This is a genomic window from Microcoleus sp. EPA2 (assembly GCA_020882975.1).
Lineage (GTDB): Bacteria > Cyanobacteriota > Cyanobacteriia > Cyanobacteriales > Microcoleaceae > Microcoleus.
Map to the genome: position 1 here is coordinate 38,453 of JAHRFD010000020.1, position 23,773 is coordinate 62,225.

The 23,773-nt window shown below is 44.8% G+C and carries 17 protein-coding genes; 6 read left to right on the top strand and 11 right to left on the bottom strand.

Translation table 11 applies throughout. The features are described from left to right. Window positions 1-160: 160 nt before the first annotated feature. From AAFP14_RS17580 to AAFP14_RS17620, 9 genes are all read right to left on the bottom strand, one after another. The gene (locus AAFP14_RS17580; protein WP_341733528.1) at window positions 161-3,544 is read right to left on the bottom strand and encodes a PAS domain S-box protein; all 3,384 of its coding nucleotides are present in this window, start codon (window positions 3,542-3,544) and stop codon (window positions 161-163) included. Window positions 3,545-3,959: 415 nt separating this feature from the next. After that, window positions 3,960-6,005, bottom strand: a complete 2,046-nt coding sequence (locus AAFP14_RS17585) for an ABC transporter ATP-binding protein (protein WP_341733529.1) — start codon at window positions 6,003-6,005, stop codon at window positions 3,960-3,962. A 129-nt stretch (window positions 6,006-6,134) separates the two neighbouring features. Further along, window positions 6,135-6,341 carry a hypothetical protein gene (locus tag AAFP14_RS17590; protein WP_341733530.1) on the bottom strand — a complete coding sequence of 69 codons (207 nt, stop codon included), beginning with the start codon at window positions 6,339-6,341 and terminating at the stop codon, window positions 6,135-6,137. Window positions 6,342-6,496: 155 nt separating this feature from the next. After that, on the bottom strand, window positions 6,497-6,934 hold the full coding sequence (locus AAFP14_RS17595; protein ID WP_341733531.1) for a DUF3574 domain-containing protein: 438 nt from the start codon (window positions 6,932-6,934) through the stop codon (window positions 6,497-6,499). A gap of 93 nt (window positions 6,935-7,027) precedes the next feature. Further along, a complete protein-coding gene (locus tag AAFP14_RS17600) occupies window positions 7,028-8,107 on the bottom strand; it encodes an ABC transporter ATP-binding protein (RefSeq protein ID WP_341733532.1) in 1,080 nt (359 codons plus the stop codon). Window positions 8,108-8,247: 140 nt separating this feature from the next. Next, a complete protein-coding gene (locus AAFP14_RS17605) occupies window positions 8,248-9,111 on the bottom strand; it encodes a carbohydrate ABC transporter permease (protein ID WP_341733533.1) in 864 nt (287 codons plus the stop codon). Between the two features lie 3 nt (window positions 9,112-9,114). Then, window positions 9,115-10,023, bottom strand: coding sequence for a carbohydrate ABC transporter permease (locus AAFP14_RS17610; RefSeq protein WP_341733534.1), 909 nt, complete (start codon window positions 10,021-10,023; stop codon window positions 9,115-9,117). 20 nt (window positions 10,024-10,043) lie between these two features. Beyond that, window positions 10,044-11,357 (bottom strand): ABC transporter substrate-binding protein, encoded by a 1,314-nt coding sequence (locus tag AAFP14_RS17615; RefSeq protein ID WP_341733535.1) that lies wholly within the window; start codon window positions 11,355-11,357, stop codon window positions 10,044-10,046. A gap of 482 nt (window positions 11,358-11,839) precedes the next feature. Then, window positions 11,840-13,219: a DUF4912 domain-containing protein gene (locus AAFP14_RS17620; protein WP_341733536.1), complete on the bottom strand. Its 1,380-nt coding sequence runs from the start codon at window positions 13,217-13,219 to the stop codon at window positions 11,840-11,842. Between the two features lie 727 nt (window positions 13,220-13,946). On the opposite strand from AAFP14_RS17620, the gene AAFP14_RS17625 reads away from it, so the two are divergent. The 3 genes from AAFP14_RS17625 to cysS all read left to right on the top strand — a co-directional run bounded on the left by AAFP14_RS17625 (window position 13,947) and on the right by cysS (window position 16,668). Then, window positions 13,947-14,171 (top strand): hypothetical protein, encoded by a 225-nt coding sequence (locus AAFP14_RS17625; RefSeq protein WP_341733537.1) that lies wholly within the window; start codon window positions 13,947-13,949, stop codon window positions 14,169-14,171. A 234-nt stretch (window positions 14,172-14,405) separates the two neighbouring features. Then, complete coding sequence (locus tag AAFP14_RS17630; RefSeq protein WP_341733538.1) at window positions 14,406-14,981, top strand: Uma2 family endonuclease; 576 nt, start codon at window positions 14,406-14,408, stop codon at window positions 14,979-14,981. Window positions 14,982-15,063: 82 nt separating this feature from the next. Beyond that, a complete protein-coding gene (gene cysS / locus AAFP14_RS17635; RefSeq protein ID WP_341733539.1) occupies window positions 15,064-16,668 on the top strand; it encodes a cysteine--tRNA ligase in 1,605 nt (534 codons plus the stop codon). A gap of 329 nt (window positions 16,669-16,997) precedes the next feature. Here cysS and AAFP14_RS17640 read toward each other — a convergent pair whose 3' ends face one another. Further along, the gene (locus AAFP14_RS17640) at window positions 16,998-17,228 is read right to left on the bottom strand and encodes a DUF433 domain-containing protein (protein ID WP_341733540.1); all 231 of its coding nucleotides are present in this window, start codon (window positions 17,226-17,228) and stop codon (window positions 16,998-17,000) included. Window positions 17,229-17,262: 34 nt separating this feature from the next. Beyond that, window positions 17,263-18,222, bottom strand: a complete 960-nt coding sequence (locus AAFP14_RS17645; RefSeq protein WP_341733541.1) for an alpha/beta fold hydrolase — start codon at window positions 18,220-18,222, stop codon at window positions 17,263-17,265. 126 nt (window positions 18,223-18,348) lie between these two features. Between AAFP14_RS17645 and AAFP14_RS17650 the strand changes: the two genes are divergently transcribed. The 3 genes from AAFP14_RS17650 to AAFP14_RS17660 all read left to right on the top strand — a co-directional run bounded on the left by AAFP14_RS17650 (window position 18,349) and on the right by AAFP14_RS17660 (window position 23,696). Further along, window positions 18,349-19,461 (top strand): AI-2E family transporter, encoded by a 1,113-nt coding sequence (locus AAFP14_RS17650; protein ID WP_341733542.1) that lies wholly within the window; start codon window positions 18,349-18,351, stop codon window positions 19,459-19,461. Between the two features lie 125 nt (window positions 19,462-19,586). Beyond that, a complete protein-coding gene (locus tag AAFP14_RS17655; RefSeq protein WP_341733543.1) occupies window positions 19,587-20,537 on the top strand; it encodes an RsmB/NOP family class I SAM-dependent RNA methyltransferase in 951 nt (316 codons plus the stop codon). Window positions 20,538-21,194: 657 nt separating this feature from the next. Continuing rightward, window positions 21,195-23,696, top strand: a complete 2,502-nt coding sequence (locus AAFP14_RS17660) for an MASE1 domain-containing protein (RefSeq protein WP_341733544.1) — start codon at window positions 21,195-21,197, stop codon at window positions 23,694-23,696. Window positions 23,697-23,773 lie beyond the last annotated feature (77 nt).

The following is a 23,773-nucleotide window of genomic DNA, read 5'->3' on the forward strand; positions in this document are numbered from 1 at the left end:
TAATGACTAACAACTAATGACTAACAACTAACAACTAACAACTAACAACTAACAACTAACAACTAACAACTAACAACTAACAACTAACAACTAACAACTAATGACTAATAACTAATGACTAACAACTAATAACTAACAACTAATGACTAATGACTAACAACTAATGACTAATGATTGGAATTTTAATGATAAATTCAGTTCCTTTGCCGAGAGCCGAAATACAATTGATTTCACCTTGATGTTTTTCCACAACAATTGAATGGGAAATCGCCAAACCCATCCCAGTCCCAGAACCGATCGCCTTTGTAGTATAGAATGGGTCAAATATCCGCTGCTTGACTACATTTGTCATCCCTACACCGTTGTCAGCAATGGCGATCGCCGCCAAATTACCTTCTACCTGTGTACAAATGCGGATGATTCCCGGATGTGGACCCTGTTCTTCTACAGCATCAATCGCATTAGCTATTATATTCATAAACACCTGATTTAACAATCCGGCGTAGCAATCTACCAGCGGTAATTCTCCGTATTGTTTAATAACTTGAATTATGGGGCGATGGTACTCCCTACCCCCTAGGCTAACGGACTGAGCTTTTAGTCGGTGTTCCAAAATCATCAAAGTGCTGTCGAGGCCTTCGTGCAAGTTGACACTTTTCATGTCAGATTCATCAAGACGAGAGAAATTCCGCAAGCTTCGCACAATATCCCGAATGCGAGTCGCTCCTACCTTCATTGAAGATAGCATTTTCGGCAAGTCTTCTAGCAAAAAATCTAGTTCTAAACTATCGATTTGATCCTGAATCGCTGGCGGTGCTTCAGGAAATTCCTCTCGATACATTTGCAGTAGTTTCATCAGATTTGTGGTGTATTCTTCTGTGTAAGTAAGATTGCCAAAAATAAAACTGATCGGGTTATTTATTTCATGAGCAATGCCTGCTACCATCTGACCCAGACTAGACATTTTTTCTGCTTGAATGAGCTGAGTTTGAGCTTGCTGGAGTTCGTACAAAGCCCTTTCTATTTTAGTTGCTTGTTCTCGCGCAATTCTCGCTGAATCGAGACTTTGAGTGTAAAGCTCTGCTTGGTTAATCGCAATAGTTAATTGATTTCCGACTGCTACTAACAGTTCGACTTCCTCGTCACTCCAGCACCGCCCGGTGCCGGAAGTAGCGCAGCAAATTAGGCCAATTCGACTCGAAGGTGTCTGAATCGGAATATCCAACAGAGAATTGAATCCGATAGACAGGAAAAAATCCCGTTCTACCCCATGATTAACAGCCTCAAAATCGTCGATGCGAATAATTTCTAAATTGGCAATTAGTGCCGCGTGAGAACCTGTCATCGCAGTAGGATACAAACCTAACACCGAGGGCAAATCAGGATTTTTTGCCTCGTATGTTACGTTCCAAACAGGCTGTTCTGCGTCCGGCTGATACCAAATAAATAGACAGCGATCGACTTGCAGTAAATCGCGAATCTGGTGTACTGTTGTTCCTAAAATAGTATCTAAATCTAGAGAAGCACGAATTTGATTCGCTAGTTGATTCAGCATTTTTTCCTGCTCAGCTAATTTGCGGAATCTCGCTTCGGAATCTTGCAATTTTCTTTGAGATTCTTTTTGCGCCGTCACATCCAAACCCAAGCCAATCAACCCGATTGCACTGCCAGTATTATCTTTAATTTGAGTTTTAATAACCTCTAAATGGTGTAATTTTCCATCAGCTAATTGCAGAATTTCTTCACAATAAAATGAAGAATCTTGACTCCACGCTTGCACGTCAGATGCCATGCAGTTAGCGGATTCCTCTACTCCCAAAACTTCGGAATAGTGAGATGCTTTCAAAAAATTTGATTCAGGAATGGCCACATCTTCACAGAAAGTTTTGTTAACTAACAACATCCGCCCGCTAGTATTCGTCATCCATACCCAGATGGGAGCATTGTCAATAATTCCCCTCAAAGTTTGCTGTTGTTTCCCTAGAGCGATTTCTGTTTGTTTGCGTTTAATTCCCAGGGCGATGGTATCGGCTATGGATGGTAAAGCAATCTTCGTTGATTCCTTCAATTGTTGGCGACAAAACATCGCAATTACTCCTACTAATTGATTTTCAACAATCAGCGGATATCCGGCAAAAGCGACCAGTCCCTCTCGCGAAGCCCATTCTTTGTCCCTGATATGGGGATCTTCTAAAACAGCATTAGTCAGGTGGGGTTTTAGCTCTTGAGCTATTAAACCAATCTTAAATTCCCCCACAGGAATGCGGCTGTAAGTACCATCTATGTTAGTATAAATCCCCCCACTTGCTTGTAGTTCCAATATATTGTCACCTGGATTTAAAGTCCAAATCCGAGCAAAAGCAGCATCCAAATGGTCTACAATTGCATCGCAGCACTTTTGCAAAGTTGCAGCCAAAGTGGGATTTTGAGTGAGAGCAATTCCTACCTCTGCTGTGAATACCGACAGTTTTAATTGTGCTTCTAAAGATAGTTCCGCTTTTTTGCGATCGCTAATATCGGTGGAATTACCAACAATGCGATAAATTTTCCCAGATTCGTCCCGCAGCGGAGTCAAATTTGTCATCAAACACACTTCTTTACCCTCAAAATTAGCGATCGCTTCGTAGGAAATTGAACTCTGTTTTTCGAGACATTCTCTCAGTTTTGTCCGAAAAAACGTTCCTCTAGCTGTTCCAAACAGTTCTTGTGGAGTTTTACCCCACGCTTCTTCACTGCTGATTCCACCCAGTAACTCGGCTGCTGGATTTAATCCGACGTAGCGAAACTCTCCGTCTTCCCCGACATCTACTACGAAAATGATGTAGTCCACACCGTCGTAAATGCTACGCAAAAATTCTGCTTTCTGTCGTAGTCGTTCTTCTGTGGTTTTGCGATCGCTAATAGGGCGAGTAACTCCTAGGATACCAATTATATTTCCTGCTCGGTCTCGCCACGGACTTTTAGTTGCTAGAATAGAATTTCCTAGGGGTTGGCATCCGGTAATGTCACGACCGACAGCATAGATTAATTCCTCTTCTCTAACAGAACTAATAGTCCAGGATATCCACTTATAAGAACCATCTTTGCATCTATAGCGGCTTTCCCATTGCTGAGAACAATTACTGTCAGCTATAAATGCTATTTTTTGAGAAGTAATTTCTCTGTCTTCTGGATGTACAAAGTCAATAAATTGTCTGGCTAAAAGTTCGGATTCGGAATAGCCTAGTAAGTTGATCGTTGTGGCATTAACGAGTTTAAAATAACCGTCGAAACCAATAACGCATAGAATATCTAACGAAAAGTTAAACAAGCGATTTTTCGCATTTATTTGGTTTAACGCTTGCTTTTTTTTCAGATTTTCCGTAGGAGTTACCCTCCCTGAATCGGCCGAAAAAAACATCTTAGCTGTGGCAGACACTGCTAAAAAATGAATGGCTAGTTTACTTTGATAGAAGTTATGCAGGTTGGCTGTTATGCTAAACAATTTTGATAATAATTGTAGAATTATCCCCATTGAAAATAGATTAGGAATGCTATTTTTCATTATTCCTCTAAAATTATGTTACTTATTGTGGATTGATACCGCAATAAAAATGTTTAAATCTCGATCTAAAATTACAATTCTGCAATTACCTGTTATTTATTACCTGCTCCAAAAGGATACTTCATATTACTGACAAAAGCTATCTATCAAAATTTAATTCCTTTTTTATAATGGCACTAACTCTAGGAGATCTGCATTAGACATTTGGCGTAATATTGGCGTAATATTGGCGTAATATTGGCCTAATTCCTCTAATCAGTGCGATTGAATTAGATTGATTTAATGCTATTCACAAAAAATGAAGAAAAAATGAAGGTGTGGTTATGATTTATGAAGAAACAATGAAGAACGACAATCTCAGGCTTTTATTATTAAGACTTGTCACAAATCTGCTCTGCAACACCAATGTTATAAATCAGGGGTTTTGAGAATCATCGGTTGAGGAGAAAGAGGAAGAAGCAGTAGCAGACAAAGCAGCCTTACGCCCTAATTGCTGTTCCCGAATTCGCTCCAAGTTCCCTGTAGGAATAGCAGCAATCAGTTGGCGGGTGTAAGCTTGTTGCGGCTGGCGGTAAATGCGCTCTGCTGTGCCAATTTCTTCGATTTTACCCTTGTTCATGACGATCGCCCGATCGCTCATAAACTTTACAACACTTAAATCGTGAGAAATAAAAATATAAGTTAATCCAAACTCTGTCTGTAACTCCTTTAATAAATTTAAAACTTGGGCTTGTACCGAAACATCCAAGGCCGAAACCGACTCATCACAAATAATAAATTTAGGATTTAAAGCCAAAGCCCTAGCAATACAAATACGCTGGCGTTGACCCCCAGAAAACTCGTGGGGATAGCGCCCCATGAAATTAGGATTCAAACCAACTCTTTCTAATAAATAAGCGGCGCGATCGCGCTGTTCCTGCTGATTTTTGCCAACCCGGTGAATCACCATCGGTTCCATCACCGCCGCCCCCACATTCATGCGCGGATCGAGAGAACTAAAAGGGTCTTGAAAAATAATTTGCAGATCCCTGCGCAACCAGCGCAACTTGCGGGCATACTCTTTCTGTATCCGATAATTAGCCATCCATCGCCATTGAGAAATATTGTAAGCAGGAGGCGTAATTTCTTGACCTTCAAAAAAAACTTGACCGCTAGTAATCGGAATTAATTGTAACAAAGCTCTGGCTAAAGTAGATTTCCCACAACCAGATTCGCCTACTAAACCCAAAGTTTCCCCTGGATAAACCTCAAAAGAAATATCATTTACCGCCATAAATAAGCGCTTAGTTTCCCCAAATATACCAGGCACTGGGAAACCCACTTTTAAGTTATTTACAGTCAATAAAGGAGCGCCAAGATTAGGTAGCCGTGGTGCTTTTCCCGTGGCAAAAGCGGACAATCCGCCGCTGCTATCACCATCTAAATCGACATATTTTTCCACAATTACTAACTCACCGCTAGCGTTAGTGGTAACATCCATAAAATCCGAAACTGTGGGTAAGCGGCGCAATTGCTTTTCCAGAGTTGGGCGACAAGCTAACAGACCTTTTGTGTAAGGATGTTGGGGATTGCTAAAAATTTGTTCGATCGCCTCGCATTCCACAATTTTACCTCGATACATCACCGCCACCACATCAGCAATTTCAGCAATGACGCTCAAGTCGTGGGTAATAAAAATCATGGCCATACCTCTAGAGTCGCGCAACTGGCGCAGCAAAGCCAAGATAGTTGCTTGTACGGTGACATCTAAAGCGGTGGTAGGTTCATCTGCAATTAATAAAGTGGGATTGCAAGAAATGGCCATTGCAATCATCACCCGCTGGATTTGGCCTCCCGATAGTTCGTGGGGATAGCGATCGAGCATAGCCTGTTTTTGAGCGTTGATGAGCTGCATCAAATCGCGGCCTCCCGTCATTCCCTCTGGCCCTTCTGCGGAGGAATCCGGCTGTTTCCTGGCCAAACACTGCTGCTTGAGTTCCCCATCATCGGGTAGTAGCTTCACCTCTTGCAGCAGAGAAGCGGCTTTGCGTCGTGCGACGCTTGGAGATACCTTTTGGTGCAGACAAATCGCTTCCGTCAGTTGAAACCCGATGGTATAAACGGGGTTGAGCGAACTCATTGGTTCTTGAAAAATCGTGGCAATTTGGCTGCCGCGATATATTTGTTTTTCCTGGGAGGACATTTCCAGTAGATTCACTGGCTGTTTGTGAGTGCCGTCTGTGGTTGAAGAGAACCAAATTTCCCCCGAAATTTGAGTTGACACATTGGGTAGTAAACCCATAATAGCTAGGGAAGTGACGGATTTTCCTGACCCGGATTCTCCCACGATTCCCAGGGTTTGGCCTCGCCTCACATCAAAGGAAATGCCGTCAACTGCTTTGACTGTTGCAGGCCCATCGCCTGCATCGGCAGAGTCAAATTCAACCCGCAGGTTGCGAACTTCTAGGACGGTTTCACTCATGGGTGTATGGCAAGAGTTCAGGGGATGTTAGGTGGATTGTAGCAGAATCTTAGGTTTGTTAAATCTCGATCGCAGCTTGGACGGCCTATTCGACAAACAAGGAATTTAGGCGATCGCCTCAATCATGTGTCATTTATTACTTTCAGTATCGCGATCTACTTGTTCTTTCTGAGATTCCGGCGCTGGTTTTTGTTGATTTTGCGATTTTTGAGTTTTCTCTAAGGCCTCGGCGTAGGACCAAGCCATGCTTACCAAAAAAGCTTTGGCCATACCGTCCATATTGTTTAAATCCCGGTTTTCCGGCGATTCAGCTTTATCATTGCCATCCTTGGTCATATTTTTGTCAGCTCCTGGGAAAGTTTTGCTAGGGACTTTTTGCTGCGTGCGATCGAACCAAACAACTTGTAATTTTTATTACTTTTGCTGGCTAATTATTTTTAAGAGTAATACCCTAACTCATCATATCATAAACTGGTTTAGCGATCGATAAATTAGAAAGAAACTTGAACTTGGCTAGTTACCCGTAGCACGGACTCCTGTTGAAAATTGTCCTTATAGGTTTTAATGATTTTCTGGATATAACGCTCTTTTTCAGGAATATTTTCATAAATCAAAATAACTATTTTCGATTTTTCTCGAATCAGAATTCCCGAACTATTGAGAAACTGCCCATCGGCGTTTAATACAGTTAGTCCCTCCCGAAAGTGAGGGGTGATAACTACATTGACAAACTCTTGCCATTCTGATTCAGAAATCATCTCTCCTCCGGGTTTAGTTAAGCCAAAATATAATTCATCTTTGAGCAGAGTGGTTGGCTTGGCACTAGCATCCGCCGTCTTGGAGAGTTGAGCGCGGGTAATTGTCGGGGAAACAATAGGAAAAATGAACAGCAGGGAAGCTAGGAAAATAATGGGAAAATTTTTCTTCATAAATCTTCATATCTTTTTTAAACTAATAGGAATCGATCGCCCCAAAATACTCTCTGGGGAACAGGCTGTGAATTTAAAATGATTTGGCAAAATTCAAAAATCAGGAAGTCTATTCCCAGTCTTGACATCAAACCAATGTATCAACCTCGGCGGAAAAACTAGCTCCACCATATTTGAAGACCACTGACGGTCTCCCGGTAGCAAAGCGCGCACTGTCAATGACTCCAAACCTTTCACTCGAATGCTAATTAGGTTTTGCATTCCCAAGTTTTCCACTAAATAAACCTCACCTTTAATAGTTGTCTGTCCAGCCTCTGTCCCATCAACAAAACAGACATTTTCGGGGCGAATTCCCAACACAATTTCAGGAGGCACTGTCGGCAAATCCGGCAAAGTAACTCCAACATCACCAAATATAGCAAAATTGCCTTGACATTTAAGCACAAACAAATTCATTTGTGGGCTACCCACAAAACCCGCTACAAATTGATTGGCGGGACGAGTATAAATCAGGTGTGGTGGGTCTAATTGCTGGATGCTACCCTTGTGGACAACTGCGACTTTGGTAGAAAGCGTCATGGCTTCTGTTTGGTCATGAGTAACATAAACTACAGGAGCTTTTTGGGAAGCAAATAATTGTTTAAGTTCCGCCCTGACTTTTTCGCGCAATAAAGCATCGAGATTGCTTAAAGGTTCGTCTAGCAAAAACACCGCCGGCTGGCGGACTAAAGCGCGTCCGAGGGCGACTCGCTGCCGCTGTCCTCCTGATAGTTTACCTGGTTTGCGATCGAGTAATTCTGTCAATCCCAGGGATGCTGCAACTTCCGTCACTAATCTGTGGATTTCGGTAGAGGAGGTTTTACGAATTTTGAGGCTGGATGCCATGTTTTCGTATACTGTCATGTGCGGGTACAGCGCGTAACTTTGAAATACCATGGCAATATCACGATCGCCTGGTCTAAGATAAGTGACATTGCGATCGCCGATTCTAATCTCGCCCCTAGTCGGCTGTTCCAATCCTGCAATTAACCGCAAAGTCGTGGATTTTCCGCATCCCGAAGGCCCAAGTAATGTCAGAAATTCTCCTTCGCTGACGTCTAAACTAATGTCTTTGACGGGAACAACTTGAGGGTTGTAGGTTTTATTGAGGTTTTTGAGTTCTAGTTTTGACATAATTTTTAATTGATATACGAACCGCGAAGGCGCGTTCCCCCCAGGGGTTCCCGTAGGGTAGGACGCGAAGGAAGAAGCAAGAAGCAAGAAGGAAGAAGGAAGAGTTGATAAGTGATTTGAGCATAACTCAAAGTTCAAAACTATCCTTTTACTGCACCGGCTGTTAAACCTTGAACGATGCGCCGCTGGAATACTAAAACTAGGATAACTAAGGGTAAAGTACCCAAAACAGTGGCGGCGGCGATCGGACCATAGGGAATCTCAAATACCGACACACCACTGAGTTGAGCGGTTGCTACAGGAATAGTTTTCAGAGATTCGCGAGTCATAAATGTTAGTGCAAAAATAAACTCATTCCAAGCAGAAATAAACGTTAAAATTCCCGTGGTCACTAAAGCGGGAAAAGTCATCGGCAGCACAATCTGCCACAGCATTTGAACCGTATTGTATCCATCCACCTTAGCTGCATCTTCCAAGTCTTTTGGTAACTGCTGAAAAAAACTTCGCATCACTAAAATAGTCAGCGGTAAATTGAGCGCCGTGTAAGGGATAATTAATGCTAAATAATTATTTCCCCAATTTAAGGCTTTCACAATTTCCAACATTCCCAAGAATAGCAAAACCGCTGGAAATAGCGTCACTATCGTAATCATCGCCAGCATAATTCTCTCGCCCCACAGTCGCAATCTTGCCAAAGCATAAGCGGCAGGTGCTCCTACAGCCAAGCACAAGAGTGTAGAAGTAATGGACACAAAAGCGCTATTTAAAATGTAAAGTCCAAAAGGGCGGCGGCGGAATAAAGACAGATAATGCTCGAAGGTAATTCGCTTGGGAATGTAGACATTGGGAATAGCAGAAATATCTGCATTTACCTTGAAAGAAGTCAGCACCTGCCAGATAATCGGTGCGAGAAAGTATGCGGCAATTAACAGCGCTGATATGGGGACAATTAATTGCTGGATGTGAAAAGGTTTTTGGGTAGGTTGTTCGCGGGCTATGGACATAATTTAATTTCCTCCGGCTGCATTGACACGGGATCTCGATAACCAGTAAACTGCGATCGCAACTGCTGCCACTAACAACAAAAAAGTACACACTACCAACGCCGCCCCATAACCAAAGTCTAAATACCTCATTACCGTACTGTAAATGTAGATAGAAACGGTTTCAGTCCCCCCGGCTGGCCCTCCTCCCGTCATCACCTGAATCAAGTCAAAAATGCCGAAAGACTGAGCAAATCGAAACAGCAAAGCAATCACAATTTGGGGCATCAGCAGCGGCAAGGTAACTTGACGAAAACTCTGCCAGCTACTAGCACCATCAATCGCATGAGCTTCATACAAATCCGCCGGAATAGATTGCAATCCAGCTAATAAAAGCAAGCTGACAAACGGCGTAGTTTTCCAGACATCTGCTGTAATCACTGCCATCATTGCTAAAGTTGGATCTCCCAGCCAACTAATGCTTGTTTGAATTAATCCTAAACGGATCAAAAAGTCGTTAACTACGCCGTATTGATCGTTAAAAACCCACGCCCAAGCTACTCCCATTAATGCAGTGGGTAGTGCCCAAGGTAGCAGAGAAATTGTCCGCACAATCCCGCGCCCAGGGAAAGATTGATTTAATACTAAGGCAATGCCCATACCCAGAATTAATTCCACCACCACAGAAACAACAGTAAATACTGTAGTGTTGCTCAAGGTTTGCCAAAAACGTCCATCGCCTAACATACGATGGTAATTAGCAAAACCGGAAAAAACCAGTTTGAGTTCAGTACCGAGGTTTTGGGTGAATAAACTTAACCAAAAAGCGCGCAATATTGGGTAAGCAAATACTAACAGCAGAATTATTAAAGCTGGTGTTACTAATATCCATCCGGTTCTTTGTTCGCGCTGTCGCATTATGTCTGATTTCATAGGGAAGTAACTTATTCCTTCTACTGAGCTTGTTTAAAACTGCCTAATAAATTGCGAGTTTCGCTAGCAGCAGTTGTCATCGCTTTTTCTGAAGTCATTTTTCCGGTAAAAGCCGCACTCAAATATCTTTGCAAAATATCTGAAGCTTGAGCATATTGAGCGATAGCAGGACGCAAAGCTGATTTTTCTACTACTTTTAAAAGCTGCGGGTAGTGGGGATATTGGGTGACAATTTTTGGATCTAAAAACAGAGATTTGTAACTGGGAACTAACCCGGTTTCTAAAATAAATTTGCGCTGGGTTTCCTCGCTAGTAAGGTATTGAATGGCTCTCCATGCTTGCTGTGGATGTTTTGAGGTTTTGGCTATTCCCCAGCCCCAGCCACCTAAACAGGAACCGCCTTGTTTACCGACACTGCTGAGCATTGGTGCGATCGCAATTTTGTCTTTGACTTTCGATCCTGCCGTATTCGCTAGCCTCCAAACATAGGGCCAGTTTCGCAAGAAAAGCGATTTACCGCTTTGAAACAATAGCCTGGTTTCTTCTTCGCCGTAGGTGCTGACACCAGCAGGTGAAATCCCAGAGGCGATCGTACTTTTGAGAAATTCAACAGCTTTAATTGCCTCCGGTTTATCTAGCCCAACTTCAAAGGTGTCAGGGTTCGCCCAGAAGCCGCCAAAGCCAGCTAGTACCTCGACAAACATCGCAGATACTCCCTCATATTGTTTGCCTTGCCACAGATAACCCCAGGTGGTTTTTCCCTGTTTTTGCAATTTTTGAGAGATCCTAAACATCTCTTCAAAAGTTTGGGGTGGTTTAATTCCAGCTTGTTCTAAAATGTCTTTGCGGTAATAGAACATTCCGGCATCGGAAGCGTGGGGAATTCGGTAAAGTTTGCCTCGATACCGCCCGCCTTCGACGTTACCTTTGATAAATTTTGAAAGTTGTTGGGGGGAAATTTTGTTTGTTAAATCGAGCACCCATCCGGCGGCGGCAAATTTGGGAACCCAGACAATATCCATGTTGATGATGTCGTAGGGTGAATCGCCTAATAAAAAGGCAGATGTGTAAAGATTTTCTACGAGGTTGCTATCAAATGGCCCTTCGATGAGGTTGATGCGAATGTCGGGGTTTTTTTGTTCAAATTCTTGGATGAAGGGTTTCCAGTTCACAATGTCCTGGCCCTGCATTAACATTGTCAGCACTACTGGCTGCTGGGTGAGGGCTGGGAGGATGAATAGGAACAAGACGGCGACTAGGGTGAGGGTGAATAGGGCTAAGAAAGTGGGTGGCTTTTGCCACCCCCATGAAGGTGGGGAGTTGATTTTGTGCATGATGTTGTCAGAAAGAGAATTGTGCGATCGCTATTTCTCTCATAACTCGCTTTGTGTTGTTTCACGGGATTTAGCCCGTTTGTGCAATAAAACTTTAAGTTAACTTAAGCTTACTTAATCATGCGGGAGTGCATAGTATCAAAGGGGGCTGATATATAATCCTCTTTTCATCGTCCTGTATTAAACTCTCTCTTATCTGCCTTCGCGTCCTACCCTACGGGAACGGCGAAGCCGTTCGCGCCTTCGCGGTTAAATCATTCCGATACAACCGGAATTTATATGACGGGTAACTTCTTCCTTGTTGCTTCTACTTATTTCTAAATACAAAAAACACCGCTCCTTGAAATAGGAGAACGGTGCATAGGGGGTGTTATGGGTTGTTGTCTGGGATTAACCCTAACAAATCAGTTTTGTGCTCTGGCAAGGCCTTGTGATGGTTCAGAAATTGGCACAGAGCTTGGCGATCGCCCCATCGATCGTGGTTATTGACCCAACCACTCAACCACAGCATCTTCCTTGGTATTGGTGTTCCGTTGAGGGGTTTCGCGCTCAAATTTCATGTGGACGGCGCGGTTTTGTTCGCCATCGGCGGCTACGGCAAAAATCGGATAGTCGATCGAGCCATCTTGGAAAGACATCTGGAAGCGGAAAGTGCCATCAGCATTCAGTTTGATCTGTTGTCCGCCAATGTATACAGTCGCGTCAGGTTCCGTAGCACCATAGACGATCAGTTCCGCATCAGCAACCAACCAGAACTGGCGGGGGCGCATCGGTGCGGCGAAGCCAACTCCAGACATACCAGCACCGGACATGGTGAGGCCAGACATACCCACACCGGACATGGTGAGGCCAGACATACCTGCGCCGGACATGGTGAGAGCGGACATACCTGCGCCGGACATGGTGAGAGCGGACATACCTACGCCGGACATGGTGAGAGCGGACATGGCAGGGGCTGCCCACATACCCACACCGGAGGGGAAAACGTAGGAACTTAAAGCTTGTTCGTGGATGCCCACTTGCTGAACCGAACCTGCGACGTGCTGCATCGATCCGAAGACAGAACCTGCGACGCGCAAGGATTCTGCCGATTCTGCCATACCAAAGATTTCCTGGTAAATGCCGTTACCGTTGCTGTAAGCGGTGGCTGTTGCTGCTGCCATTTTCTTCGCCGGAGGAACCAGTTCGGCGAAGGTTTTGCCGCGCAAGTCTTCTTCCCAGTCCAGGGTGATGAAATGGTCTTCGATCCAGTCACTCGGATAGACTGGCGGGACGCGGACTTGGGTCGATCGCGCTAATACCAACCAACGACCGTCAGCGCAGCGGTAGCCGATGTCGATCGCATAATCGCGATCGCTTACAGGGATTGGGACGTACCATTCGCGGGCTAGTTCGTCGCAAGGATATTCTTGGATGCTGTGCGGGCTTTGAGTATCGAGGTTAACATCTGTAACGTCGTAGATCCGCAGGGCCAGTTGCTGTCCGCCCAGACGGCGCATTTCTTGTTTGCGATCGTTTGAAATATCCCAGTAGGTATAAGCCCATTCGGGGTCTCGTGGCATCAACACAACCCGACTTTCGCCATAGCCGTTGGGTAAATCTGCTAAACCTTCATCGACAGAGGAAAGAGAACCACCTGTCCGATCTTCTTGACCTAGTTCAAATTTTGCTGCTTCCACTGTTTCTTGCGCCTCTAATTTACGAGATGGACTGTATGAAAATTTGGTACGCTGAATTTCTTGAATTGATGCCAGAAGTTGCGATTTCCGCATCCGGCTGTAGCGGGAGACTCCACATTCGCTAGCTACTTTGCGTAGTTGCCGCAAAGTCATCTCTTCTAATGGTGGGCGTTCTTTTGCCATAAATTTTTTCTCCACTAATTTTGGATGGCGGGTTAGGTTTTCCGGCAACATACAATAAATATGTTGACTTTTTGAGCTAGAAACTCTTGATAACTGCAAATATGCTTGAGCTTCCAAATCTCTCCAACCTTTGAAGCCTTGCTTGTTTTCACTTAGTTAGGTCGCCCATATGGAGGCTATAACTTGTTGGCTTCCGCGCGCTACATCCGGTCTAGCTAAAGGTTTTCCCTCGATTTTTACTCGACAAAATCGATGAGAGTGAGTGCGATCGATGCTACTACCAATGCTCTTGATCGCAGCTCGCACGCTCCTTGACTCGCAGAAATGCTTATTCACAGCATTTCTTTGGGATCGCTTTGTCATGGTTTAATCATGCAGACAATTTACGGTCTGGTCAAGGGGTTTTTCGCCTCAATCATGGGTACTTATACGCATTTTCGTGATTTTGGGGATCGATATGTCATGAAATCTTAACATTTTTTAGTTGTGGGGATCGGTCTTGAGAAAAATATTATGATTTGATGACATTTTTGTGGTTGGGGGCGATCGGGGTATTACTGATGGGTGGCCGGAAACCGGGTTTTTTCCCAAAACATTTCGTTACAGCCCACAGATTCGGTGAAAAACCCGGTTTCTTTAGTAGCTATTATTTAGTTTTGTCAGCGTTGGCAGATTATTGAATTGTTTGTTTGCGTAGTTATACTATGAACTCGAAGTAGAAGAACTTTTGTCAAGTTTAGGCTATGTTGGTGAGGACCGCTACATTGGAGAAAACGATCGCCTCAAACCCTGCGATACAAAAACTGTCACTTATGTAGAAACATTCTCTATTGAACAGTTGAGCCATCATCTCAGGATACTGAATCAAACCATCATTCCGAGGGAATGGTTTTATATTTTAAATTCCGAGGGAAATATTATTCATCTTCAAAAGGCGATCGTTCCAGCGTAACCGCTCCACTTGGGAATTACGAACGGGTGGCCAGAAACCGGGTTTTTTTGAAAAAACTTCGTCACAGCACCCAAAAAATAATAAAAACCCGGTTTCTTTGGTCTGAGATGATGCACAATTATTTTTTGGACGTGATTCGCAAATAGTACAAGGTTACTTTAAAAAACAGATATAACCTGGCAAGCTTTTGTGACACAATAGAATAGGTAATAGCCGATCGCGAGGCCGCCCAGTATGCTCCAAACCACCATTACCATTCCCCAAACCTTCAAAGTAACTGACGAACAGTTCCAGCAAATTGCTGCCGTCAACCGTGACTTAAGGCTAGAGAGAACTGCTACAGGAGAATTAATCATTATGGCACCCACTGGAAGTGAGACAGGCAATCGAAACCAAGATATGTCAGGACAACTCTGGCTGTGGAATCGCCAAACCAAGCTAGGAGTAGTATTTGACTCTTCTAGCGGTTTTAAACTGCCCAATGGTGCCGATCGCTCCCCAGATGCTTCCTGGGTTAAATTAGAACGGTGGCAAACTCTCACACCCAAAGAACGAGAAGGCTTCGCTCCTCTCTGTCCAGACTTTGTTGTAGAATTGCGCTCTAAATCTGACAACATGGAACCATTGCGAGAAAAAATGCGAGAATACATCACAAATGGAGCGCATTTGGGGTGGTTAATCGATCGCAAAAACCAGAAAGTCGAGATATACAGACAAAATCGGGATGTGGAAATATTAGATAATCCCACCACTTTATCCGGGGAAGATGTATTACCGGGATTTGTCTTAGATTTAACAAATGTTTGGTAGCCGATCGATACAGTTGTAAAAAGATTCAACAACCGCAATATAATAAATTACAGCAGTACATCAATCTCAAATATCAAATCCCATGGCCCTAACGCTTTACAACAGCTTGACTCGTCGCGAATCACCTTTTGAACCCATCGAACCAAAAAAGGTGCGGATGTACTGCTGCGGCGTTACGGTGTACGATTACTGCCACGTTGGCCACGCCCGCGCTTACATTGTGTGGGACATGGTGCGTCGATACTTGATGTGGCGCGGCTACGAAGTTCGCTACGTCCAAAATTTTACCGATATTGACGACAAAATTCTCAACCGCGCCCGCGAAACAAATTCCACAATGGAAGCCGTAGCCCAACGCTTCATCGATGAATACTTCGCAGACATGGACCAACTGAATATTCTCAGGGCCGATGAATATCCCCGCGCCACTCACTCGATGGATGGCATAAAACGGCTGATTCACGAATTAGAAAATAAAGGTTATGCCTACGCTTCTGGCGGCGATGTTTACTACAATGTGAGGCAGTTTGCCGATTACGGAAAACTTTCCGGCCGCAAGTTGGAAGAAATGCAGGCTGGGGCTAGTGGTAGATTGGAAACCGCAGAAATAGAAGCTCAGAAAAAGCGAGATTCATCTGATTTTGCCCTGTGGAAAAGTGCTAAACCAGGGGAACCTGCATGGGATTCATCTTGGGGAAAAGGCCGCCCCGGATGGCACATTGAATGTTCGGCCATGGTGCGCGATTGCTTGGGCGAAACTATTGACATTCACTGCGGCGGTTCCGATTTAATTTTTCCGCACCATGAGAACGAAATTGCTCAATCTGAAGCGGCGACGGGGAAGTTGCTTGCTAATTATTGGATGCACAATGCTTTTGTGACTGTCAATGGCAAAAAGATGTCAAAATCTTTGCACAATTTTATTACAATTCGCGATTTGTTGGAGGGGAATTGGTCTGGTGATTTGGAGTCGGATTCCCCCTCAGAGGGCGGGCACGGGGGCACCGCCCCTACAAAGGGGGGGAGTCAGAATGAATCTCACCCCCCCCAGCCCCCCCTTGGTAAGGGGGGGAGTAACAGTCAGGGAAAGCCCGTTGAACCGATGGCGGTGAGGTTGTTTGTGTTGATGGCGCAGTACCGCAGTCAGATTGATTTTACCGAAGAGGCGATCGCCTCTGCAAAAAATGGCTGGAAAACTCTGAAGGAAGGCTTACTTTTTGGTACTCAACACGGTTCTACACTGGGTTGGGATGCTGAGAAAAATTATGATTTGACGGCACAAGATAGCACATTTGTGCAGCAATTTCAAGCAGCTATGGATGATGATTTTAATACGCCCGCTGCCTTGACTGTGCTGTTTGAATTGGCTAAGGAATTGGGTAAGGAAGGTAATGTTTTGGTACATCAAGGGAAAACCGAAACACCTGCGGAATTGTTGCAGCCAAAATGGCTAACTTTGGTGAATTTGGCGGGTGTTTTGGGTTTGGAATTTTCGCCGGAAGCTGAGACTAAAATCTCGGTTGGTGGTTTGACGGATGCAGAGATTGAGGCCATGATTCAGCAGCGGAAAGATGCCCGGAAAGCGAAGAATTTTGCTGAGGGCGATCGCATTCGTGATGAACTTAAGGATCGAGGAATTACTTTAATCGATCAAAAGGATGGTACAACAATCTGGCATCGAGGTTGAAACTCAATCTTAGTCTGCGGAGGCAGACTTTCTTCTTCTATAAGCGGTTTTAACCGCCGAATTCTTAACTGATTGTACAAACTTAAAGCCACCAGTTTCTTACTGAACATGACTAGATTCAGGGAAAATATCAGCAAGTAGAGTTATACCAAATCCTCTCTTCATCGGAATTATTAAACTCTCTCTTCTCTTCCTTCGCGTCCTACCCTACGGGAACCCCTGCGGGGAACGCGCCTTCGTGGTTAAATCACCTGACGGTACAACCGGAATTGATATTACGAGTTTCCGGCTTAAGTTTTGGTCAAATAGAAGTTTCATAAACAGCAGTTTCAGACGCCACCTACCACAGCAATCAGACAACGTTCTCTGTCAGCAGCAAATTCTAAACACGCTCGAATGTAGAGCTCCATCAACTCTGGAAAGTCGTCGATAATCTCTCCATGAGACATTCCCGCAGCCAGCCAACCCAACACATCATATACCGTAATTCGCATTCGCCTGATGCAAGGCTTTCCACCGCGTTTACCTGGTTCAATCGTAATGATGTTCCGATAACTCATAACAAAACCGAGTTGAGTACACTTTTATTTAAGTTTAGCCTAGATTATTTAACTTATTCACAAACTTCGCCACAGCAGCAACAAATTCTGCGGTAGACTCATAAGGCAAAACATTGCGCCCCGGCATTAATAAACCTTCCGCCTTGGGAAAATTAGCTAAATATTGTGCTAATCTTTCCTCCGGTTTTTCTTCCTTACCAGCTTGACTGATGCTTGAAGCTTGTTCTCCCATGATAACGAGTGTGGGGCGATCGCACTTTTGGATAGTGCTACTATAATCCTGCCGCCAAAAACCCGCTAAAAACGAAAAAACCGCATGACGGCTGTCAGGATTAGCCGCCCCAGCCTGCAAAGCATCCAGCCATTCGCTGTCAACTTTTGCCGCATCCCCAAACAGTTGTTTAATAGAAAAAGAACGCAGAAAATCAGCGCGTCTGGCGTAGCGATAAAACGCATTTCCCAAGGGAGAATCTAACAAATTCCACACAATTCTTTGCTGCTGTGCGGTAGAATGTTTGTTCATTACTCCCCAAGCGGGAGGCCCGGCCAGCACTAGCCCCTCGATTAAATTCAAGCCGCTTTCCTGCTGATTTTTGACTAAAGCTAAAGCTACTGATAATAAAGCACCTTGCACCAGGACGATCGCAGGTTTTTTGACTACAGTCTCCAAGAAATACTGCAACTGTGCAGCCCAATCGTCAGGATAGCAAGCTACAGCAGGCATTTCGCATTCCCCACAACCCAAAAGATCGGGATTGTAAATTGGATTGCTGTGGCCTGCTTGGTTCCAGCTTTCGCAAAATCTCTGCCAAAAGACCCTTGACAAACCAACTCCTATAGGATGAATTAATAACAAAGGAATGCTATCTTCAGTTGCAGTAGTTGGGCGGTAAACTTCATAAGCACAGCGATAATTTTGCCACTCATAAAACAGCGTTGGTGATTTAATCGACAGAATGGCTGACACATCTTGAGTTGAAGATTGCGGTTGCATATTATTTTTTTGTGCAAAAGTTACTTTGTATTATAATATAAGTAGGGGCGGGGTTCACCCTAACTATTTGGGGTAAAGGAAGAGATAGATAAACCAGCCCTCTTAGACTACATTTATGATTTAATTATGTCAGAACAGCGGATAACTATTTCTTTACCGAACTTGCTGCTCATCATAGCATCTTCTTTGCTGTTAGTGCTGCTGTGGCAATTGCGGAGCCTGTTAGTAATTATCATGATATCAGTCGTGCTCGCCGCTTCCATCGTACCCATAGTCAATTGGGCCGAAACCAGGCGGGTTCCCCGCTGGCTGGCAGTGATTATGGTTTATTTAGCTCTCATCGGCGGATTTAGTGGCACTGTAGTATTAATTGGCCCCACAGTCATCGAACAAATAGAATTACTGCTGCGACAGTTACCAGTTTATGCCGAAAGTCTAGAAACCGCAGCCACCAGCTTAGCAAGTCGCTTGACTGACGATGCACCAAGCTTGGTGGGACAATTTTTGGATACTCAATCCTTGACTAATTGGCTGATTCGATCCAGTCAACAATTGGTGTTGCGATCCTATAGTTTAACCAGAGGCATTCTCGGCGGTTTTTTCAGTTTAGTTTTAGCTTTGTTTATCTCAGGTTACATGGTAGCAGATAGCGAAACCTTAATTAACAGTTTAGTGCAGTTTTTCCCCAAACCTTGGGATGAAAGATTAGCAGCCCAAGCTACACCGATTGGTCAAAGAATGGGAAGTTACATTCGCGGGCGATTTTTAGTTTCCGGGATTTTAGGCCTATTCATTACCACGGGTTTGAGCCTTTTGGGAATGCCGGAATTTTCTCTAGGCTTAGGTGCGATCGCAGGCGTGACCAACCTAATTCCCTTCATCGGCCCGGTATTGGGAGCAGTGCCAGCATTAATCGTAGCATTAGCTAAAGGTGGTTGGGTACTTTTATGGGTATTGCTATTATTTGCGATCGTCCAAAACTTAGAAACTTACGTCCTCGATCCTTTATTGGTCGGTTCCTCCGTAGGAGTTCATCCTTTGTATCAATTACTATCGGTTTTAGGAGGGGTTCAAGTATTGGGAATTATCGGGGCGGTGATTGTGCCACCTTGGTTTGCAGGAGTTGCTGCTTTGATTGAAAACTTGTATTTAAAACCCAAGCTGAGGGGCGAACATAGGTCAGCCTTAGCAGAGGCTAAAAACAATTCGGACTTACCGCCTGTGACACCTTCGATGTGACAATAATAATTAACCAACACAGGTCTAGGGGCCGATGCACCAATGTCTATAATTAACATCCCAAATAAGGAGCAAACAGCCCTAAAAAAGCGCTCATTTTCCCTTAATTCCTATCTTAATCGTCTATGGAGAAACCGTCTAATTTACTGCTGAAACTCAGTCGAACTTTATTTGCAGAGAGTCAAGAACAAGAAAAATTTATTCACGCCGTCATCAACCCCCAACCATTTAATCCAGCCATCCTGTGGCTGCAACCAAAACCCACAAATCACCCATTCGAGCAAGAACAAACGACACTTTGGCAACCCGAATTCGTAGATAGACTTGCTCTCAAAACCAAACCGGGTAAACACTTCTTACATCAAGAAGGACATTATTATTGTCTTGACTTTTCCTCCATCTTCGCCGCCTCCAGCTTATTAACCATAAAACCGCCAATCAAGTTCATCTTAGATATCTGCGCCGCCCCCGGAGGAAAAAGTATATTTGCTTGGAAAACATTAAACCCAGAATTACTGCTGTGCAACGAAGTCATCGGCAAGCGCGTCGGAATGTTGCTATCTAACTTAAAGCGCTGCCAGATTAGGCGATCGGCTACAATTAACCTAGATTCAAAAATTCTGGCAGAAAAGTTACCAGAAACTGCGAATCTAGTCATAGTAGATGCTCCTTGTACAGGTCAATCATTGCTAGCAAAAGGAGAAAAAGCACCGGGCTGCTTTCATCCAGTCACCATTAACAGCAACGCCAGCCGCCAAAAAAGAATCTTAGCTAATTCTGCCAAAATTGTAGCACCCCAGGGCTATCTCGCTTACATGACCTGTACCTACTCAACGGCAGAAAATGAACAAGTGGGTGAATGGCTGTTAAGCAAATTTCCACAATTTCAGCCAGTAGTAGTTCCACATTTAGAGAAATATCGATCGCACCTGAGTGCAATTCCTTGCTATCGGATGTGGCCGCAACATAAACTAGGAGCAGGAGCCTTCACAATTTTGTTTCAAAATACTACAGTAGGACAAGCCAATCAGCTACCAGCCGAATTTTTAGCTTCAGCCCGTTTTACTAACATCTAGCTAGGCCTGAATCTTCAGTTAATAAGTCCTTTTACCAATGAATGCCGATACTACGCCTCAAATTAGCCTCCGCAGTCCTTGGGAGTGAAAACTTATTTTTAATCAAGACCTCGCCAGAACCTGAAAAAGCAGGGTTAGAATTTGGAGAATACACCCTTGCTCCAGGATGTCAAACAGCCTGGGCTTTGGGAATAAGTCAGCCTAACTAAAAAAATAGACTACCCAGATACCCGACAAATTCTGCGAACTCAAGTATCAGAAGTGCGATCGGATTATAGGTTCGATTCGATACTTGAGATGGGAGAATCAGTCCCACCGATCGATCCAGCGCTCCTTGATAAACCAACTAACGCCCATTCTTCCCAAGTCATAAATCTTTAACAAAAACCCAAAATTTGCCTACCCAACCATCCGTACTTACGGATATATTGGCGAAAAATGCCTTTTGGCGACAAATCAAAATTTTACGTGTAAATTTGATCGAGTCCTAAAAAAAACAGCCATTAACATCTCAACAAAAAGTGAGTTTAAACCGTTCTTCTCCTAGCAACCACCTATGCCCTACCATCACTTAATAGCGAGTTTTTCCTTACCCGATCCCCGTCCCGTACCGCTGACTGATACCCCAACGACTGTCCACCTGTTCCCCCAACGACAATGCAGAAAAAGTTCCTTCACACCATCAAAGGACATTCCTGGCGGTACTTCCTCTCAGTAGGTGCGATCGCTCTGATCTACTTTTGGGCGTCCCAATTCGCCATTTCCATGCTCACACTGAGTTCAGAAGTATCCCCCATGTGGCCGGCAGCAGGAATTGCCCAAGTTGCTCTCCTGTTGTTCGGGCGTCAACTGTGGCCAGGCGTCGCCATCGGCGGCTTCCTGTTTAGCATGAGCGACCCTTCAACTAACATCGCCAGCGCCTTCATCTCCGCCAGCGGCAGAGCTCTGCAAGCATGGATAGGAACTTACCTGCTGCAACGGCTTCACTTCAGCGCCGGACTCGATCGACTCAAAGACATCTTAGGAATAGTCGGACTAGCAGCCTTCGGCTCTACCCTAATCAACTCCACCATCGGCAGCCTCGTCCAATGTCTCACAGGCTTATCTAGCTGGAGCAATTTTGGCAGAATTTGGGCTACTTGGTGGGTGGGAGACGCCATGGGAATTTTGCTCATCGCCCCCCTGATCCTGACTTGGCGTGAATTACCCTCCATCAAAGCCGATCGCCAGCAGATTGTCGAACGCGCTATTTGGCTGCTGCTACTGCTAGCCGTGGGCTGGCTAGTCTTCTGCTCCCGCACCCGTGCCGCCTACGCCCGCTATCCCCTGGAATACCTACCCTTTCCCCTAGTAGTTTGGGCAGCCTTTCGATTTGGTCAGCGCTACACCGCCCTCTCCAACTTCATCCTGTGCGGCTTCGCCATCTGGGGCATAGCCAGAGGTAGCGGCCCTTTTCTCAAACACGCTAGCAGCATCCCCCAAGCACTTTTATCCCTGCAAGCATTCATTGCAGTCATCGCCGTTACAGGCTTAGTCTTAGCGGCCACCGTAGCCGAACGTCGCCAAGCAGAAACCTTCCTGCGAGCTAGCGAAGCCAGCCTCGCCAATGCCCAGCGCATCGCCCAGTTGGGCAACTGGGACCTAGACCGCATTACCAAACAACTGCGCTGGTCTGATGAAATTTACCGCATTCTGGGACAACCGCCGAGAAGCTTTGAACCCAGTCTCGAAGCTTTCTTCGAATATGTACATCCAGACGATCGAGAATTAGTCAAGACATCCATTGAAGCTGCTTTATTTCAAAAACAGCCCTACAGCATCGACTACCGACTCTTACTCCCCGACGGCTGCCAGCGTACCGTCTGCGAACAAGCCGCCGTCAACTCTACCTATATCAGCAGCACTGTCCAAGACATCACAGACCGCAAGCGAGCCGAAGCAGCCCTCCGCTCCTCCGAAGAGAGATTTTCCAAAGCTTTTCACGCATCACCAGTCGGCATCAGCATCTGCACCCTCACAGACGGCTGTTTTCTAGATGCCAATGAAAGCTTTTTGCGCCAGCTAGGCTGGGAACGCAGCGACTTCCTCGGCCACAATGCCGACGAGTTGAAAATGTGGGTCAACCCAGAAGACGGACCGCGACTGGCCCAGACTTTGCAATCGCAAAATTCCATCAGCAATGAAGAAGTATTAATTCGCACCAAAACAGGCGAAGAACGGGACTGGCTGCTGTCGGTGGAACTGATTTACCTTGGCAGCACCCAGTGCGTTTTAATCATGACCAGCGACATCACCGAGCGCAAACGAGCCGAAGAATTCCGCCGCGACAAAGAAGCAGCCGAAGCGGCAAATCGCTCCAAAAGTGAATTTCTCGCCAACATGAGCCACGAACTGAGAACCCCGCTGAATGCGATTATTGGCTACAGCGAACTTCTACAAGAAGATGCCCAAGACCTAGGTGCCGAAGAGTTTGTCGATGACCTCAAGAGAATTAGCACCGCAGGTCAACACTTGCTAGCAATTATTAAAGATATTCTTGACTTTTCTAAGATTGAAGCTGGCCGGATGAAACTAGACCTGGAAAATTTCAGTATCTTAAGTTTGGTTGAGGATGTGGCCGCTATGATTGCCCTGCAAGCAGACAAAAATTCTAATATTTTAGACATACAATGTGATGACGATATTGGCGATATGTATACAGATTTAACTAAACTCCGCGAGTGCTTGCTGAATCTTCTGAGCAATGCCTCTAAATTTACTTTTTCTGGGGTGGTGACTTTCGCCGTTACCCGCCAACAAGTCCAAAGTACCCAAGAATCTACAGTATCAGAGCGTGTTGATGGAGGACAAGAAAATAATTCACCTGGGATATCTCTCCACTCTCCATTTCAAGACTGGATCGTTTTCACTGTCAAAGATACTGGGATCGGTATGACTCGCGAGCAATTAGCCAGAGTGTTCGAGCCATTTACCCAAGCCGATTCTTCCAGCACCAAAAAGTATGGTGGAACAGGTTTGGGACTGACAATTACCAAAAAATACTGCAAAATGATGGGCGGAGATGTTACAGCTATCAGCCAGTTGAATCAAGGCTCTATTTTTACAATTCGGCTTCCCGCCAAGTTCAGCGAAACTTCCCAAATTGATTTTCCATGTTAGATTTGAGCGGAAAATTTAGAGTAATTGACATTAGACCATTTCGGTAGCCGACTCCAATCAACCCTCAATCATCACCC

Excerpts from the sequence above, each read along its gene's own strand:
- AAFP14_RS17630 (WP_341733538.1), top strand. The coding sequence starts at position 14,406 with ATGCTCCAAACCACCATTACCATTCCCCAAACCTTCAAAGTAACTGAC.
- AAFP14_RS17615 (WP_341733535.1), bottom strand. The coding sequence starts at position 11,357 with ATGCACAAAATCAACTCCCCACCTTCATGGGGGTGGCAAAAGCCACCC.
- cysS (WP_341733539.1), top strand. The coding sequence starts at position 15,064 with ATGGCCCTAACGCTTTACAACAGCTTGACTCGTCGCGAATCACCTTTT.
- AAFP14_RS17600 (WP_341733532.1), bottom strand. The coding sequence starts at position 8,107 with ATGTCAAAACTAGAACTCAAAAACCTCAATAAAACCTACAACCCTCAA.
- AAFP14_RS17580 (WP_341733528.1), bottom strand. The coding sequence starts at position 3,544 with ATGAAAAATAGCATTCCTAATCTATTTTCAATGGGGATAATTCTACAA.
- AAFP14_RS17650 (WP_341733542.1), top strand. The coding sequence starts at position 18,349 with ATGTCAGAACAGCGGATAACTATTTCTTTACCGAACTTGCTGCTCATC.
- AAFP14_RS17595 (WP_341733531.1), bottom strand. The coding sequence starts at position 6,934 with ATGAAGAAAAATTTTCCCATTATTTTCCTAGCTTCCCTGCTGTTCATT.
- AAFP14_RS17655 (WP_341733543.1), top strand. The coding sequence starts at position 19,587 with ATGGAGAAACCGTCTAATTTACTGCTGAAACTCAGTCGAACTTTATTT.
- AAFP14_RS17660 (WP_341733544.1), top strand. The coding sequence starts at position 21,195 with ATGCAGAAAAAGTTCCTTCACACCATCAAAGGACATTCCTGGCGGTAC.
- AAFP14_RS17620 (WP_341733536.1), bottom strand. The coding sequence starts at position 13,219 with ATGGCAAAAGAACGCCCACCATTAGAAGAGATGACTTTGCGGCAACTA.
- AAFP14_RS17610 (WP_341733534.1), bottom strand. The coding sequence starts at position 10,023 with ATGAAATCAGACATAATGCGACAGCGCGAACAAAGAACCGGATGGATA.
- AAFP14_RS17605 (WP_341733533.1), bottom strand. The coding sequence starts at position 9,111 with ATGTCCATAGCCCGCGAACAACCTACCCAAAAACCTTTTCACATCCAG.
- AAFP14_RS17645 (WP_341733541.1), bottom strand. The coding sequence starts at position 18,222 with ATGCAACCGCAATCTTCAACTCAAGATGTGTCAGCCATTCTGTCGATT.
- AAFP14_RS17590 (WP_341733530.1), bottom strand. The coding sequence starts at position 6,341 with ATGACCAAGGATGGCAATGATAAAGCTGAATCGCCGGAAAACCGGGAT.
- AAFP14_RS17640 (WP_341733540.1), bottom strand. The coding sequence starts at position 17,228 with ATGAGTTATCGGAACATCATTACGATTGAACCAGGTAAACGCGGTGGA.
- AAFP14_RS17585 (WP_341733529.1), bottom strand. The coding sequence starts at position 6,005 with ATGAGTGAAACCGTCCTAGAAGTTCGCAACCTGCGGGTTGAATTTGAC.